This window comes from Stenotrophomonas sp. MYb238 (genome assembly GCF_009496535.1).
Classification (GTDB): Bacteria; Pseudomonadota; Gammaproteobacteria; order Xanthomonadales; family Xanthomonadaceae; genus Stenotrophomonas.
This window is the reverse complement of sequence record NZ_WIDL01000005.1, coordinates 1-15961: the sequence shown is the minus strand read 5'-3', so window position 1 is coordinate 15961 and position 15961 is coordinate 1. Positions and strand designations below refer to the sequence as shown.

General features: G+C 69.4%; 12 protein-coding genes. 8 read left to right on the top strand and 4 right to left on the bottom strand.

Annotation, left to right across the window (positions count from 1 at the left end):
* Positions 1-35 precede the first annotated feature (35 nt).
* Together CQ393_RS04680 and CQ393_RS04675 are read left to right on the top strand one after the other, a co-directional pair.
* Entirely contained in the window at positions 36-1643 is a 1608-nt protein-coding gene (locus CQ393_RS04680; protein ID WP_228114281.1) for an amidohydrolase family protein, read from the top strand.
* 235 nt (positions 1644-1878) lie between these two features.
* Positions 1879-4962: a TonB-dependent receptor gene (locus CQ393_RS04675; RefSeq protein ID WP_153190473.1), complete on the top strand. Its 3084-nt coding sequence runs from the start codon at positions 1879-1881 to the stop codon at positions 4960-4962.
* Positions 4963-5095: 133 nt separating this feature from the next.
* Here CQ393_RS04675 and CQ393_RS18345 read toward each other — a convergent pair whose 3' ends face one another.
* From CQ393_RS18345 to CQ393_RS04665, 3 genes are all read right to left on the bottom strand, one after another.
* A complete protein-coding gene (locus CQ393_RS18345) occupies positions 5096-5230 on the bottom strand; it encodes a hypothetical protein (RefSeq protein WP_265588068.1) in 135 nt (44 codons plus the stop codon).
* Between the two features lie 199 nt (positions 5231-5429).
* Positions 5430-6032 (bottom strand): acyl-homoserine-lactone synthase, encoded by a 603-nt coding sequence (locus tag CQ393_RS04670; RefSeq protein ID WP_153190472.1) that lies wholly within the window; start codon positions 6030-6032, stop codon positions 5430-5432.
* Positions 6033-6198: 166 nt separating this feature from the next.
* A complete protein-coding gene (locus CQ393_RS04665; protein WP_194269593.1) occupies positions 6199-6570 on the bottom strand; it encodes a DUF4902 domain-containing protein in 372 nt (123 codons plus the stop codon).
* Between the two features lie 148 nt (positions 6571-6718).
* On the opposite strand from CQ393_RS04665, the gene CQ393_RS04660 reads away from it, so the two are divergent.
* On the top strand, positions 6719-7438 hold the full coding sequence (locus CQ393_RS04660) for a LuxR family transcriptional regulator (protein ID WP_153190470.1): 720 nt from the start codon (positions 6719-6721) through the stop codon (positions 7436-7438).
* A gap of 96 nt (positions 7439-7534) precedes the next feature.
* Here the strand turns inward: CQ393_RS04660 and CQ393_RS04655 are convergent, their stop codons facing one another.
* Positions 7535-9826, bottom strand: coding sequence for an NADP-dependent malic enzyme (locus CQ393_RS04655; RefSeq protein WP_153190469.1), 2292 nt, complete (start codon positions 9824-9826; stop codon positions 7535-7537).
* Between the two features lie 208 nt (positions 9827-10034).
* On the opposite strand from CQ393_RS04655, the gene CQ393_RS04650 reads away from it, so the two are divergent.
* From CQ393_RS04650 to CQ393_RS04630, 5 genes are all read left to right on the top strand, one after another.
* Positions 10035-11303 (top strand): amino acid deaminase, encoded by a 1269-nt coding sequence (locus CQ393_RS04650; RefSeq protein WP_153190468.1) that lies wholly within the window; start codon positions 10035-10037, stop codon positions 11301-11303.
* A gap of 22 nt (positions 11304-11325) precedes the next feature.
* The gene (locus CQ393_RS04645; RefSeq protein ID WP_153190467.1) at positions 11326-12681 is read left to right on the top strand and encodes a gluconate:H+ symporter; all 1356 of its coding nucleotides are present in this window, start codon (positions 11326-11328) and stop codon (positions 12679-12681) included.
* Between the two features lie 15 nt (positions 12682-12696).
* Positions 12697-13560: a MurR/RpiR family transcriptional regulator gene (locus CQ393_RS04640; protein ID WP_153190466.1), complete on the top strand. Its 864-nt coding sequence runs from the start codon at positions 12697-12699 to the stop codon at positions 13558-13560.
* Positions 13561-13563: 3 nt separating this feature from the next.
* Positions 13564-14988, top strand: a complete 1425-nt coding sequence (locus CQ393_RS04635; protein ID WP_153190465.1) for a D-aminoacylase — start codon at positions 13564-13566, stop codon at positions 14986-14988.
* 226 nt (positions 14989-15214) lie between these two features.
* Positions 15215-15610, top strand: coding sequence for a RidA family protein (locus CQ393_RS04630; RefSeq protein ID WP_153190464.1), 396 nt, complete (start codon positions 15215-15217; stop codon positions 15608-15610).
* Positions 15611-15961 lie beyond the last annotated feature (351 nt).

Sequence of the window (15961 nt, the reverse complement as noted above, 5' to 3'; positions counted from 1 at the left end):
CCCGGCATCCACCGTCGCGCCGCCCGGGAGCCGCCATGCCGCCCATCGTCCGCCTTGCCATCGCCATCGCCGCGGTGTCGTTCTGGCCCTCCGGGCGGGCGGCCGCCCCGCAGCCGGCGGACCTGGTGATCGCCGGCGGGCGGATCCACGATGGCGGCGGCGGTCCGGCCGTCACCGGCGACGTCGTCATCGCCGGCGACCGCATAGTCGCGGTCGGCCCGGGAGCCGGCAGACGGTATGCGGCCGCGCGCACGCTCGATGCCACCGGCAGGATCGTCGCGCCCGGCTTCATCGATCCGCATACCCATCCCTATACCTACATCCGTTCGGACGATGCGGGCGTGCGCCGCAACGCGCCGTGGCAGTACCAGGGCGTGACCACCATCGCCCATGGCGTCGATGGCGGCGGCACTCCGGAAGTAGCGCGCGAAAGCGAGGCGTTCGCGCGCGCCGGCGTCGGCACCAACCTCGTTCCCTACGTGGGTTTCAGCCCGGTGCGGCGCGCCGTGCTCGGCCACGCCGCCCGCGCGCCGACACCCGCCGAACTGCAGCGCATGCGCGCCCTGGTGGCGCAGGGCATGTGCGAGGGCGCGGTCGGTTTCTCCACCGGCCTGTTCTACGCGCCGCAGAGCTTCGCCAGCCGCGGCGAGGTGGTGGCGCTGGCGCGCGAAGCGGCGATCCGCGGCGGGCTGTACGACACGCACCAGCGCGACGAATCGTCCTACGACATCGGCCTGCTGGCCTCCACTCGCGAGGCGCTGTCGATCGGCCGCGAGGCGGGGCTGCCGGTGCACATCGCGCACCTCAAGGCGCTGGGCAACGACGTGCATGGCATGGCGCCGGCACTGGTGGCGCTGATCGAGCAGGCGCGCGCGCAGGGACAGCGGGTCACCGCCGACCAGTATCCGTGGCTGGCCTCGGGTACCGGCATCACCGCCGCGCTGCTGCCGCGCTGGGCTGTGGACGGCGGCAACGGCGCGCTGCGGGAACGGCTGCAGGACCCGGCGCAGCGCGAGCGCATCCGCGCCGCGATGCGCGGGAACCTGCAGCGTCGCGGCGGCGCCGAGGCGCTGCTGCTGATCTCCGCCGACCAGGAATGGACAGGACGGACGCTGGCGGCGATGGCCGGTGAATGGACGCTCGACCCGATCGATGCGGCGCTGCGCATCATCGAACACGGCATCGACCATCCGGACCGCAACAGCGGTTCGGTGGCCTCGTTCAACATGGACGAGGACGATGTGCAGTTGCTGATGCGCCAACCGTGGATGGCGACCAGCTCGGACGGCAACGACGGGCATCCGCGGCAGTACGCCAGCTTTCCGCTGAAGTACCAGCGCTACGTGCGCGAACTGGGCGTACTGAGCACCGAGGAATTCATCCACCGCTCCACCGCGTTGACCGCACGCATCCTGGGGCTGGAGCAACGCGGCGAACTGCGGCCGGGTTTCTTCGCCGACGTGGTGGTGTTCGACCCGCAGCGGTTCATGCCGCACGCCGACTACCTGCACCCGCGCGAACTCTCTTCCGGCATCGCCCTGCTGCTGGTCAACGGCGCAGTCGCCATCGAGGACGACGTGCAGACCGACGCGCTTGCCGGTCGCGTGTTGCGGCATTCGCCGCCGCCGGGCACCTGTCCCTGAGCAAGTGGACGGCGGCGCATCGACCGTCGCCGCGTACACCGATCGGACCGTCGCGCATCGCCCCACGCTTCGCATCGGCGCGTCTGCGCGATGCAGATCGCGCGCAGGCGAACGCATCCACGCAATAGCCGCAAGCTATGCCCGACCGACGGAACGGAAAGTCTGCGCGCGTGCATCCGTGGCTACCATCCGGGCATGCGGATGTCTTCCGCGTCCATGCAAGGGGAAACGCACGATGAAACCGCAACCGGCACTTTCGATCCTGAGCCTCATGCTCGCATCGGCCATCGCCATGGACGCGGCGGCCGCGCAGGAACAGGCGCCGCCGCCGGCGGAAGCCGGCAACGATCCGCAGCAAGCCAAGGCCACCACGCTCGATGGCGTGGTCGTGGTCGGCAGCCGCTTCGCCGGCAACAGCCAGACCGGCATGCTGCCGGTCAACACCATCTCCGAGGAAGACATCCAGGCCACCGGCGCGGTGTCCGGCGAGGACCTGCTGCAGAGCCTGCCGCAAGTGGGCGACATGATGTTCGACAACACCGATACCTCCTCGAACCTCAACGCCGCGCGCGGCGACGTGGGCTCGGTCAACCTGCGCAATCTCGGCACCGGCAACACCCTGCTGCTGGTCAACGGCCGGCGCATGGTCAACCACCCCGGCACCCAGACCGAGAACTACGTGCCGCGGCAGACCGCCAACATCAATGCCATTCCGCTGTACGGCGTCAAGCGCATGGAAACGCTGCTGGGCGGCGCCTCCGCGCTGTACGGCTCCGACGCCGTGGCCGGCGTGATGAACGTGGTGATGGACACGCATTTCCAGGGCCTGAAGGTCCAGGGCCAGTACGGCGGCTCGGAAGGCACGGACTTCCGCCAGGGCAACATCAACGTCAAGGCCGGACACTGGTTCAACGATGGCCGCACCCGCGTCACCGTGCTCGGCGGACACACCTACCGCAGCGTGATGGAGGCCTCCGAACGCGACTATTCGGCCGACCAGAACCACATGGATTTCATGGTTGGCACGCCGTGGGAAGGCATGACCGCCTTCGACGACCGTTCCACCTCCAGCGCATGGGGCGTGTTCCAGGCCGTCAACGGCCGCCAGGTCAAGCAGAACGGCAGGAACATCACCAACAGCAGCGGCAGCTTCCACATCGAGCCCATCGCCAACGGCTGCGTCACCGCGCTCAATGACGACGTCTGCATCCAGACCGGCGCGCAGAGCACCGCCATCGACCGGCCGCTACGCTTCAACGCCAACTCGCAGCGCTACCTGATGGGCGGGCTGGACCGCAACAACCTGTTCGGCACCATCGAACACGACATCGACGACAACTTCGTCGCCTTCGGCGAACTGAACTATTACCAGTCCAGGTACGAAGGCATGCGCGAACAGGCCGCCTCGCTCGCCGCCGCGCCGATCATCGTGCCCGCGTCCAACTACTGGAACCCGTTCGGCGCGAAGTACCTGGCCGACGGCTCGCTCAACCCCAACCGCCTGCCCGGCCTGAACGTCGCCGACGAGGGCGTGGACCTGCGCATCAGCAACTACCGCGCCACCGAGACCACGCGCCCGTACACCGTCGACGACGATTCCTACCGCGTCATGGGCGGCGTGCGCGGCATGCTCGCCGGATTCGACTGGGAAAGCGCGGTGCTGTACTCGCGCGCCACCACCCTGGATACCCAGCACGGCTCGATCAGCAACACCCTGTTCGCGCAGGCGCTGGCGCGCAACGATCCCGGCGCCTACAACCCGTTCGGCGGCGGCAATCTGCAGGACTGGTCGGCGCCCGGCAATGCGCCCAACGACCCGGCCACCATCGCAAGCTTCCTGGTCCCGGTGAAGCGCCGCGCCACCGCCTCGCTGTTCCAGGTGGATACGCGCTTCACCCGCGAACAGCTGTTCGCCCTGCCCGCCGGCGACGTGGGCCTGTCCTTCGGCGCCGAGTGGCGGCGCGAGACGCTGGCCGACGAGCGCGACGAGCGCATGAACGGCGGCGTCACCTACACCAATCCGCTGACCGGGGACATCACCTCCGACGTGCTGGGCGCCAGCCCGGCCGGCAACACCAGCGGCGACCGCAACGTGGCCTCGGCCTATGTCGAGTTCGCCGTGCCGCTGGTGAAGCCGGAAATGGGGATCCCGCTGGTCCGCTCGCTGGATCTGCAGATCGCCGGACGCTGGGAGCACTATTCCGATTTCGGCAACGTCTCCAACCCGAAGGTCGCGCTGGCATGGGACGTGTTCGACGGCTTCATGCTGCGCGGCAACTGGTCCACCAGTTTCCTGGCCCCCAACATCCTGCAGATGTATACGGACGGCACGGTGGTCAGCAACAGCCGGCTGGACTACTACCAGTGCGAGGCCGACCTGCGCGCCGGCCGCATCGCCAGCTTCAGCCAGTGCGGCAAGTCCTACAGCACCCAGGCAGTGCGCGAGGGCAACCTCGACCTGAAGCCGGAAACCTCCGAGGCGTGGTCGGCGGGCATGGTGTTCCAGCCCCGCTTCCTGCCGCGCACGGCAGGACAGTTCACCTTCACCATGGACTACTGGTCCATCAAGCAGGAGGACATGATCGCCGTCACCGGCGAACAGACCCACCTGGCGCTGGACTACCTGCTGCGCATGCAGGGCTCGTACAACCCCAACGTCCTGCGCGAGGCGCCCGACGACGCCAAGCAGGAAAACTTCGCCGGCACCGGGCTGGAAGCGGTCGGCAACGTGCTGCAGGTGCGCGACCAGTACACCAACCGGCTGCCGCGCCTGACCCGCGGCATCGACTTCGGCCTGTCCTGGCGGCTGCGCAGCGACCGTCTCGGCACCTTCAATGCCAGCCTCGACGCCAGCCGGCTGATCGAGCAGACGCAGATGCCCTCCGACCTGGAGAGCATGATCGAGCAGGCGCAGCAGTCCGGCCTGATCGACGGCGGCTTCACCATCCGCAGCGCCGGCAACCTGCTCGGCATCAACGGCACCCCGGAATGGCGCGCCTCGTTCAGCGCCAGCTGGCGCTACCGCGACTGGAGCGTGGGCACCTTCGTGCGCCGCGTCGGCGCGTTCGATTCGAGCGACGCGCAGCTGGCCGACGGCACCCTGTACCGGATCCCGGCCTGGACCACCACCAACCTGTGGCTGGAGCGCCGCTTCGGCGAGGCAGGCGGCCTGCTGGCCGACAGCAGCGTGCGCCTGACCGTGCGCAACGTCGCCGACCGCGAGCCGCCGCTGTCCGGCCGCAGCCTGGGCTTCTACTCCTCGCTGCACAACGCGCTGGGCCGCGGCTACTACCTGACCTTCACCAAGTCCTTCGAGTAACCAGGCGCGGCGGGATCACGCCGCCGCGTCCACTGCCGCGAAGCCATGCCAGCGGGCAGGCGCATGCCGGAACCGGGACATCCCCGGCTCCGGCGGAGCGGAACGTCGACGCCGCCGGCGTCGGCCGCCCGTTTCAGGACAGGATGCCCAGCAGCCCGCCCACGCCGATGCCAACCACGGTACCGACGAAGAGACCTGCCAGGAACTGCAGCCGCAGCGGATCGGAGACGCCGTGCCTGCCGCCGTGGTCCGAACTCTTCTTGAACATGCCTCATCTCCCGATATGAACAGCGAACACGGAGGGGCGCGGCGACTGCGCGCGAAAGCGGGACCCCTTCCCGCCAGCAACCTCCCTGTTCCCTCCGCATGGCGTCCCGCCGATCGAGAGGGCGGCCCCCTCTCCTGCCTCTCGGAGGCTCTCCGGCCTCACGTGGATTTCACCCGAGATGCCCCGCTTCCCGTAACTGTCAGAATTGACAGGTCTGGTCGTTTTCCCGCGATTCGCGGGCCGGCCGCCCGGCCAGTTCGATCCAGCAGGCGAAGGTGGGATGGCCTTCGATCATCACCGGCGGCGCGGCGCGGTGGACATGGAAGCCGGTCCGGCGCAGCAACCGCTCCATCGCCAGCGGCGAGACCGTGATGAGCCGTTTCCCTCCCTGCTTTTCCACGTAGTCGGCGGCGAGCTGCAGGATGTCCACCGCCAGCGCGGAGGGCCGCAGCGTGGAAATGCCGGTCCGCGCGCCCCGCAGGTCCATCACCGCGAAGCGCGACAGTTCCCACACTTCTTCCGAGCGTGGCGGCGGCTGGCCGTTCATCAGCTGCGGGAACATCTCGCCCAGCAGGTAGGGTCCGGTGGTCGGCAGCAGGCGCGCGTAGCCGACGATGTCGTGCTGTTCGTCGCGCACGATCACGTGCACCGTTTCCGGCCGGTCGAAGCTGTCGCGTTCGATTCCCGGCGGCGTGTCCATCTGCCAGCCCAGCGTTTCGATGAAGACCCGGTAGCGGTACTGGCCCAGCGCCTCGTTCAGCAACGGCGACAGATTGTTCGCACTGGCAAGGATGAATTCCATGACGCATTCCCCTGTTCCTGATGGATGGGGAATGAGTCTTGCAATGCGGTACAGGCCTGATAACTGTCAGGATTGACAGGTCACCGAGCACCCGGGCGCAGGAGGGCATGCTCCCGTACGACCCGCTCGCGAACCGGAGGGGGGCTGCCCACCTCCGGGCCGGACGTCAGCGGAAACCGATGGCGTCCAGCACCACCGGCTTCCATTCCAGCGCCTCGACCAGCCGCTGCAGGCAGCGGGCGGTGTGGTCCGGGCCGATGTCCCTGCCCTGTTCATCCACCAGCATCACGTTGCTGCGCGGGGTGTCCCGGCATGCGGCGGACACCGGGCGGGACAGGGTATCGATATGCCAGTCCCAGCCCACCGAGACGGCCGGCGCGGAGGTCGTGGCCCATTCGGTATAACCGCTGATGTCCGAGTGGACCGCGCCCATGGCGCCGGTGCGCTCCTCCTCGTCCAGCCCCGACACCAGGTGCACGAGCCGGATCTGGTCCAGCGCCCGGCGCGGAAGGCGGATGTAACCATCGTCGTCAGTCATTATCATGCGGCCTTTGGCAGTGCAGGCAGCAGTGATGGACTGCGCCGGACGGTTGGGTTGCCCAATCTAGATGCCCGGTACATGCGCTGGAAACTGTCAGTGCTGACAGTACCGCTGGACCAGGGTCACATTTCATCGAGGGTGGGAAATGGAAGCGTGGCGGGAAGACCAACTCAATGCGCTGCTGGCGCCCGGCGGACAGGACGACCTGTTCGGCACGGTTGCCGGGCTGGTGCGTGCGCTGGGCTTCGAACACTGCGCCTATGGCATGCGCGCGCCGTTGCCGCTGGCGCAGCCGGAGATCGTGATGCTCAACGACTACCCGGGAGCCTGGCAGAAGCGCTACCAGGACAATGCCTATCTCCAGGTCGATCCCACGGTCCGCCAGGGCGCGGCATCGCTCGATCCCTTCGCGTGGTCCAATTCCGACGATCCGCTCGATCCGGCCGCCGCGTTCTGGGAGGACGCCCGCCTGCACGACATCGCCTGCGGCGTGTCGCTGCCGGCGCTGGCGGCCAACAGCGTGCGCGGCATGCTAACGGTGACCCGCGGCGGGGAAAAACTGGGTGCGCAGGAACTGCGCGCCAAGTGGCCGCAACTGCTCTGGCTGGGTCAGGTCGCCCATCACGGACTGGCGCGGGAGATGCTCGCGCGCTGGCGTGCGACCTCGCGCGAGGCCATGAGCGAACGCGAGATCGAAATTCTGCGCTGGGTCGCCGAGGGCCACACCAACCGCCAGATCGCCGCCCGCCTCAACATCACCGAGCGCACGGTCAACTTCCACCTCAACAACGCCATGACCAAGCTCGACGTCGGCAACCGCACGGCCGCGGCGGTACGCGCGGTGGTGCTGGGCATCCTCGCCTGATCCGGCGCCGGTCCGTCCGGCGCTGGCAACCACGCCCCATGGATGCGACAAGGCCGGCATATGCCGGCCTTGTCGTTGTTGCCGCGGAAGCGCTGCTCAGGCGCCGCGTTCGGCGTCCATCTGCTTGCGGATCTGCGCATCGACCGCGGCGATGGCGGTCATGTTCAGCACGCGGCGCGAGCTGGCGCTGCTGGTGAGGATGTGCACCGGCTTGGAGATGCCCATCAGGATCGGGCCGATCGCCACGCCGTCGGTGAACACCCGCACCAGGTTGTAGGCGATGTTGGCCGCTTCCAGGTTGGGCAGCACGAACAGGTTGGCGCGGCCCTTGAGCGTGCTGTTGGGCAGCAGCTTCTCGCGCAGCGCCTCGTCCCAGGCGGTGTCGCCCTGCATCTCGCCGTCCACGTTCAGGCGCGGGTTGCGCTTGAGCAGCTGCTCGCGCACCTGGCGCATCTTCAGCGCGTCCTTGGAGTCGTGGCTGCCGAAGTTGGAATGCGACAGCAGCGCCACCTTCGGCTCGATGCCGAACAGCTTCATGCGGTAGGCCGCCTGCAGCGTGGATTCGACGATCTGCTCCACGCTCGGGTCTTCCTGCACGTGGGTATCGACGAAGAAGAACACGCCCTGCGAATTGATCACGCCGGTCATCGCCGAGGTGGAACTCACGCGCGGCTCCAGCGGGATCACGCTGCGCACGTAGCCGAGCTTCTTGTGGAAGCGGCCGACCACGCCGCTGAGCATGGCGTCGGCCTCGCCGCGGGCCACCATCACCGCGGCGATCAGGGTCGGCCGCGAGCGCAGCAGGTTCTTGGCCGCAGCAACGGTGACGCCCTTGCGCCCGGTCAGGCCGTGGTAGTACTGCCAGTAGTCGTTGAAGCGCGGGTCGTCGTTGATGTTGGTGATCTCGAAGTCCACGCCGGGCTTCATGCGCAGGCCCAGGCGCTCGACGCGCGATTCGATCACGTCCGGGCGGCCGATCAGGATCGGCAAGGCCACGCCCTCGTCGATCACGTTCTGCACCGCGCGCAGCACCACTTCCTCCTCGCCCTCGGCGTAGACCACGCGCTGCTTGTCCGCGCGCGCCTGGTCGTAGACCGGCTTCATGAACAGGCTGGTGCGGTAGACGAACTGCGCCAGCTTCTGCCGGTACGCCGCCATGTCGTCGATCGGCCGCGTGGCCACGCCCGAATCCATCGCCGCCTGGGCCACGGCCGAGGACAGCTCCACCAGCAGGCGGCGGTCGAACGGGCGCGGGATCAGGTAGTCGCGGCCGAAGCTCGGGGTGTCGCCGCCGTAGGCCGCGCCGAGGTCGGAGGCCTCCTTGCGGGCCAGCGCGGCGATGGCGCGCACGCAGGCGACCTTCATCGCCTCGTTGATGCCGGTGGCGCCGACGTCGAGCGCGCCGCGGAACAGGTACGGGAAGCACAGCGCGTTGTTGACCTGGTTCGGGTAGTCCGAACGGCCGGTGCCGATGATCGCGTCCGGGCGCGCGGCGCGCGCCAGTTCCGGCATGATTTCCGGGGTCGGGTTGGCCAGGGCGAAGATCACCGGGTCCGGCGCCATGGTCTTGACCATCTCGGCGGTGAGGATGCCCGGGGCCGACAGGCCCAGGAAGATGTCCGCGCCCTCGACGATCTCGGCCAGGGTGCGCTTGTCGGTATCGCGCGCGTAGCGCGCCTTCTCCGGGTCCAGCCCTTCGCGGCCCTTGTAGATCACGCCGTCGCGGTCGAAGGCCAGCACGTTCTCCGGGCTGACGCCCAGTTCCACCAGCATGTTCACGCAGGAAATGCCGGCCGCGCCCATGCCGGTGGTGGCGACCTTGACCTGCCCGATCTTCTTGCCGGTGATGTCCAGCGCGTTGAGGATGGCCGCGCCGACGATGATCGCGGTGCCGTGCTGGTCGTCGTGGAACACCGGGATGTTCATGCGCTCGCGCAGCTTGCGCTCGACCACGAAGCATTCCGGCGCCTTGATGTCCTCCAGGTTGATGCCGCCGAAGGTCGGCTCCAGCGAGGCGATGATGTCGACCAGCTTGTCTGGGTCGTTCTCGTCCACCTCGATGTCGAACACGTCGATGCCGGCGAACTTCTGGAACAGCACGCCCTTGCCTTCCATGACCGGCTTGCCGGCCAGCGGGCCGATGTTGCCCAGGCCCAGCACCGCGGTGCCATTGGAGATCACCGCCACCAGGTTGCCGCGCGCGGTCAGCTCGCTGGCCGCGGCCGGATCGGCGACGATCGCTTCGCAGGCATAGGCCACGCCGGGCGAGTACGCCAGCGACAGGTCGCGCTGGGTGAGCATCGGCTTGGTGGCGGCGACCCGGATCTTCCCCGGCGGCGACATGCGGTGGTAGTCGAGGGCGGCCTGCTTGAAATCTTCTTTGGACATCGACGGGACTTGCTGTGGCTGAATGCCCGATTCTAGCGACTCGACGACGACATGAACCGTTTCACCGGCGACTGTATTCAGGACAGCGCGCCCGATTCGCCATGCTGCCCTGCAACAATATGCGAAAATATTTTTCATGACGCCACTTATCTGCTACATAGACACCTCTCCAGCGGGGAATACGGGGACATCATCGAAGTGATCCGGCATGGATAAAAAACTATTTCACGACGCGCCCGCCCTGCTCCGGGGCAAGGGCCTGGGCGCCAGCGACGGCGCGCTGTCGACGACGGACGCCGGCCGCCAGGGCTGGTCCATCCTGCGCGAACAGGTGAGCCTGCCTGCCGCCGTCCTGCTGCGCTCGGCGCTGCTGCACAACCTGGAATGGATGCGCCGCTTCGTCGCCGCCTACGGCGTGCAGCTGGCGCCGCACGGCAAGACCACGATGAGCCCGGAACTGTTCCGCCTGCAGCTCGACGCCGGCGCCTGGGGCATCACCGTGGCCACCGCGCCGCAGGCGCGCGAGGCGTGGCTGGCCGGCGCGCGCCGCATCCTGATCGCCAACCAGCTGGTCGGCCCGGCCAACATGGCCATCGTCGCCGACCTGCTGGACGCCGGCGACACCGAGGTGTTCTGCCTGGTGGACTCGGCCGACAACGCCGATGCGCTGGGCCGCTGGTTCCACGCGCGCGGGCTGCGCCTGGACGTGCTGCTGGAAATCGGCATTGCCGGCGGCCGCACCGGCGTGCGCGACGACGCGCAGGCGCAGGCGGTGGTCGAGGCCGTGGCGCGGTGGCCGCAGGCGCTGCGGCTGGCCGGCGTGGAAGTCTACGAAGGCGTGGCGGGCGACGAGGCCGGCGTGCGCGCGGTCCTGCGCCGCAGCGTGGAGACCTTCCAGCGCCTGCGCGACGGCCGCGCCTTCGCCCGCGTGCCGGCGCTGCTGACCGGCGCCGGCTCGGCGTGGTTCGACGTGGTCGCCGAGGAATTCGCCGCGCTGTCCGGCGACGTCGCGGCCGAGATCGTGCTGCGCCCGGGCTGCTACCTCACCCACGACGTCGGCGCCTACCGCCAGGCCGCCACCCGCATCCATGCAGGCAACCCGGTCGCGCGGCAGATGGGCACCAGCCTGCAGCCGGCGCTGCGGCTGTGGGCCTACGTGCAGTCGCGGCCGGAGCCGGACAAGGCCATCGTCGGACTGGGCAAGCGCGACGCCGCGTTCGATGCCGGCTTCCCGGTGCCGGCGCTGCATTACCGGCCGGGCGACGCTGCTCCGGCCGACGCCGCCGCGCACTGGCAGGTGACGGCGATGATGGACCAGCACGCCTTCCTGCAGGTGCGGGCCGGCGACGACCTGCGCGTGGGCGACATGCTGTGCTTCGACATCTCCCACCCGTGCCTGACCTTCGACAAGTGGCGCCACCTGCTGGTGGTCGACGACGACCACGCCGTGGTCGACGCCGTTTCCACGCAGTTCTGACCGCCTGCCCGGACCGGTACGCATGAGCCATGGACACCTGCTGCTGATCTACGCCGTGCTGGCGATCCTCGCGTTGATCGTGCTGATCGCCCGCTACCGCCTCAATCCCTTCATCAGCGTCACCCTGGTCTCGGTCGGGCTGGCGCTGCTGGCCGGCATGCCGGCGCCGGAGATCCTGCCCGCCTACGAGCAGGGCGTGGGCAAGACGCTGGGCCATATCGCGCTGATCGTGGCGCTGGGCACCATGCTCGGCAAGATGATGGCCGAGTCCGGCGGCGCCGAGCGCATCGCGCGCACGCTGATCGCGCGCTTCGGCACGAAGAACGTGCACTGGGCGATGATGCTGATCGCCTTCTGCATCGGCCTGCCGATCTTCTTCGAGGTCGGTTTCGTGCTGCTGATCCCGATCGCGCTCAACGTCGCCCGCCGCACCGGCGTGCCGCTGCTGCTGGTCGGCCTGCCGATGGTCGCCGGTCTGTCGGTGGTGCACGGGCTGGTGCCGCCGCACCCGGCGGCGATGCTGGCCGTGCACGCCTACGGCGCCGACGTCGGCCGCACCGTGTTCTACGCGCTGCTGGTGGGCCTGCCGACCGCGGCGCTGGCCGGGCCGCTGTTCGCCAGGGTGGTCGCGCCGCGGGTCAAGCTGCCGGCGCGCAACCCGATGGAGGCGGCGCTGCTGGACGAGGGCCACGGCCGCATTCCCGACGACCAGCTGCCGGGTTTCGGCATCACCATCGCCACCCTGCTGCTGCCGGTGGCGTTGATGCTGCTGGGCGGCTGGGCCGACCAGATCGCCACGCCCGGTTCGCCGCTCAACCACGGCCTGCGTTTCATCGGCCATTCGGTGGTGGCGCTGCTGCTGGCCACGCTGCTGAGCTTCGTCACCCTGGGGCTGCTGCGCGGCTTCAACCGCGAGCAGATCCTGAAGTTCTCGCAGGAATGCCTGGCGCCCACCGCCGCCATCACCCTGCTGGTCGGCGCCGGCGGCGGCCTCAACGGCATCCTCGTGCATACCGGCGTGGCCAGCCAGATCATCGACCTGTCCCGCCAGTTCGACCTGTCGCCGCTGCTGATGGGCTGGACCATGGCCGCGCTGATGCGCATCGCCACCGGCTCGGCCACGGTGGCGATGACCACCGCCTCGGGCATCGTCGCTCCCATCGCCGCCGCCCTGGGCTACCCGCACCCGGAACTGCTGGTGCTGGCCACCGGCGCCGGCTCGGTGGTGCTGTCGCACGTCAACGACGGCGGCTTCTGGCTGGTGAAGGAATACTTCAACATGTCCGTGGCCCAGACCTTCAAGACCTGGACCGTGCTGGAAACCCTCATCTCCGTCACCGCGCTCGCGCTGGTGGCGGCCCTCGCCGCCGTGCTCTGAACCGAAGATCCCATCATGTTCGACATCGTCTACGAACTGCGCCAACGGCTGCACGAATTCAGTCCGGTCGAGGTCCGCATCGCCACCACCATCCTCGCCGACGTCGATGCCGCCGCCCAGTACGGCGTCACCGAGCTGGCCGAGCGCGCCGAGGTCAGCGCCGCGGCGATCTCGCGCTTCGCCAAGACCCTGGGCTGCGAGCACGTGCGCGAGCTGCGCGCGCGGCTGGCGTCGGCCAGCGCGGTCGGCAAGCGCTTCCTAGAACAGCAGAACGCGCCGCCGGTGTCGGCGCTGTTCGCGCAGATCTGCGACGACATCCAGGCCAGCCTGCGCCACAACCTGGCCAACCTGCAGGAAGAGGTGGTGCAGCAGCTGGCCGACGCGGTCTGCCAGGCGCGGCGCATCCACGTGTTCGGCATCGGCGGCTGCTCCACCGTGTTCTCGCAGGAACTGCAGAACCGGCTGATGCGCTTCGGCCTGCCGATCACCGCCTGCAGCGACGCGGTGGTGATGAAGATGACCGCCGCCATCCTCGGCCCGCAGGACCTGGTGCTGGCGCTGTCGGTCAGCGGCATCACCCCGGAAGTCACCTCGGCGGTGGAGATCGCCCGCACCTACGGCGCCCGCGTCGGCGCCATCACCCGCGCCGGCACGCCGCTGGCCGACCTCAGCGACTGGCTGCTGCCGATCAGCATCGAGGAAACCGATTTCGTGTTCAAACCCTCCGCCTCGCGCTACGCGATGATGCTGGCCATCGACGTGCTGGCCACCACCACCGCGCTCAACGGCGCCAGCGACAACCACGAGCACCTGCGCCGCATCAAGCTGGCGCTGGACCGCTACCGGGGCGGCGACTCGCGCCTGCCGCTGGGCGACTGATCGATGCACGACGTACTGATCCGCAATGCGCTGGTGCTCGACGGCGGCGACCGCGCCGGCCGCCACGGCGACGTGGCGATCCGCGACGGCAGCATCGTCGCGGTCGGCGCGGTGCCCGGCGCGGCGCGGCAGGTGATCGACGCCGATGGCCGCGCGCTGGCGCCGGGCTTCATCGACGTGCATACCCACGACGACCTGGAAGTGCTGCGCAACCCGGACATGGCCAGCAAGCTGTCGCAGGGCGTGACCACGGTGGTGGTCGGCAACTGCGGCATCAGCGCCAGCCCGGTGCGCATCCGCGGCGAGGTGCCGGACCCGATGAACCTGCTCGGCGATGCCGGCGATTTCCGCTTCGCCGATTTCGCCAGCTACCGCCAGGCGGTGGAGGCCGCGCGGCCGGCGGTGAACGTGGCCGCGCTGGTCGGCCATACCGCGCTGCGCCAGAACCACATGGACCGGCTGGACCGCGCCGCCACCGCCGACGAGATCGCCGCGATGCGCGCGCAGCTGCGCGCGAGCCTGGCGCAGGGCGCGCTGGGCCTGAGCAGCGGCCTGGCCTACGGCTCGGCGTTCCACGCGCCGTCCAGCGAAGTGGCCGAACTGGCGGCGGAACTGCCGCCCGGCGGGTTGTACGCCACCCATCTGCGCGACGAGTTCGCCGGCATCATCGAGGCCATGGACGAAGCCTTCGACGCCGCGCGCGCGCCGCAGGCGGCGGTACGCGTCTCGCACCTGAAGTGCGCGGGCATCGACAACTGGGGCCGCAGCCGCGAGGTGCTGCACCGCCTGGACGCCGCATCCGGCAGCCAGGACGTGGCCTGCGACTGCTATCCCTACGCCGCCAGCGCGTCCACCCTGGACCTGAAACAGGTCACCGACGCCTACGACATCCTGATCACCTGGTCCGAGCCGGAACCGGCGCAGGGCGGACGCCTGCTGGCCGACATCGCCGCCGACTGGGGCGTTCCGCTGCTGGAGGCGGCCATCCGCCTGCAGCCGGCCGGCGCGGTCTACCACTGCATGGACGAGGCCGACGTGCGCCGCATCCTGGTGCATCCGTTGACCATGATCGGCTCGGACGGCCTGCCGCGCGATCCGCGCCCGCATCCGCGCCTGTGGGGCACGTTCCCGCGCGTGCTGGGCCATTACGCGCGCGACGAGGCGCTGTTCCCGCTGCACACCGCCGTGCACAAGATGACCGGCCTGCCCGCCTCGCGCTTCGCGCTGGGCGCGCGCGGCTTCATCGGCGTGGGCGGGTGCGCCGACCTGGTGCTGTTCGACCCGGCGCGGGTGCGCGACACCGCCAGCTTCCACGACCCGGTCCGCGCGGCCGAGGGCATCGATGCGGTGTGGGTCAACGGGCAGCTGGCCTACGACGGCAACGACGTGGTCGCGCGCCCGGGGCGGTTCATCGCGCCGGGCCACTGATCCCCTTCTCCCTCCGGGAGACAACCCGGCAGGATCGCCGGATTGCACGGCGAAGCCGTCCCAAGGGTGCAGCACAGGAGTGTGCCGCAATCCCGAAGGAGCGGATGAGGGGACGGGCGAAGCCTCGCACCATCAGGCCGCGCGAGGCTTCGCCCGTACCCTCACCCCAACCCCTCTCCCGCAGGAAGAGGGGCTCTGGTTACCGCAAACCAAGTCAGGAGCATCCATGAGCGACATCAAACGTTACGGCGCCGAAGGCGGCGTCGGCCAGGGCAGGCAGCACATGCCGTTCTCGCGCGCGGTCGAGGCCGACGGCTGGCTGTACGTCTCCGGCCAGGTGCCGATGCGCGACGGCGAACTGGTCGGCGGCACCGTGGCCGAACAGGCGCACGTGGCCATCGGCAACGTGCTGGCGATCCTCGCCGAGGCCGGCTACGGCCCCGAGCACGTGGTGCGCTGCGGCGTATGGCTGGACGACGCGCGCGATTTCTACGCGTTCAACACCGTGTTCAAGCATTACTTCGGCGAACACCCGCCGGCGCGCGCCTGCGTGGAGAACCGCATGGTGGTGGACTGCAAGGTGGAAGTGGACTGCGTCGCCTGGAAGCGCCCGCAGCGCTGAAACCACGCAAATCCCCATGCCGGACGACGCCCGGCATGGGCAACGCCGGCAGCCATGCATAACGGCCGGCTATGCGGCCGCGATCTTTTGCGACTGGCGCCGCGCCCGGTTCCGTGGCTATGGTGGGCGTCGCCACGCCGTGCCACGTCCCGTGTTGCGGCGCGACATTCCGGTCCGCCGCCACGGAGATCCGTCCTGCCTGCCCGCGTCCACGCCGGCCACGGCCATCCCTTTCCGACCCGACTGGCGGAAAACCCGCCGTCGGCCATCGAACCGTCTGCCATCCGTCATGCGGACGGGCCGGCGTCGCCGGACTGCCCGTGGCTCCGTTCCCCTCCCCCGTGCCGCGGA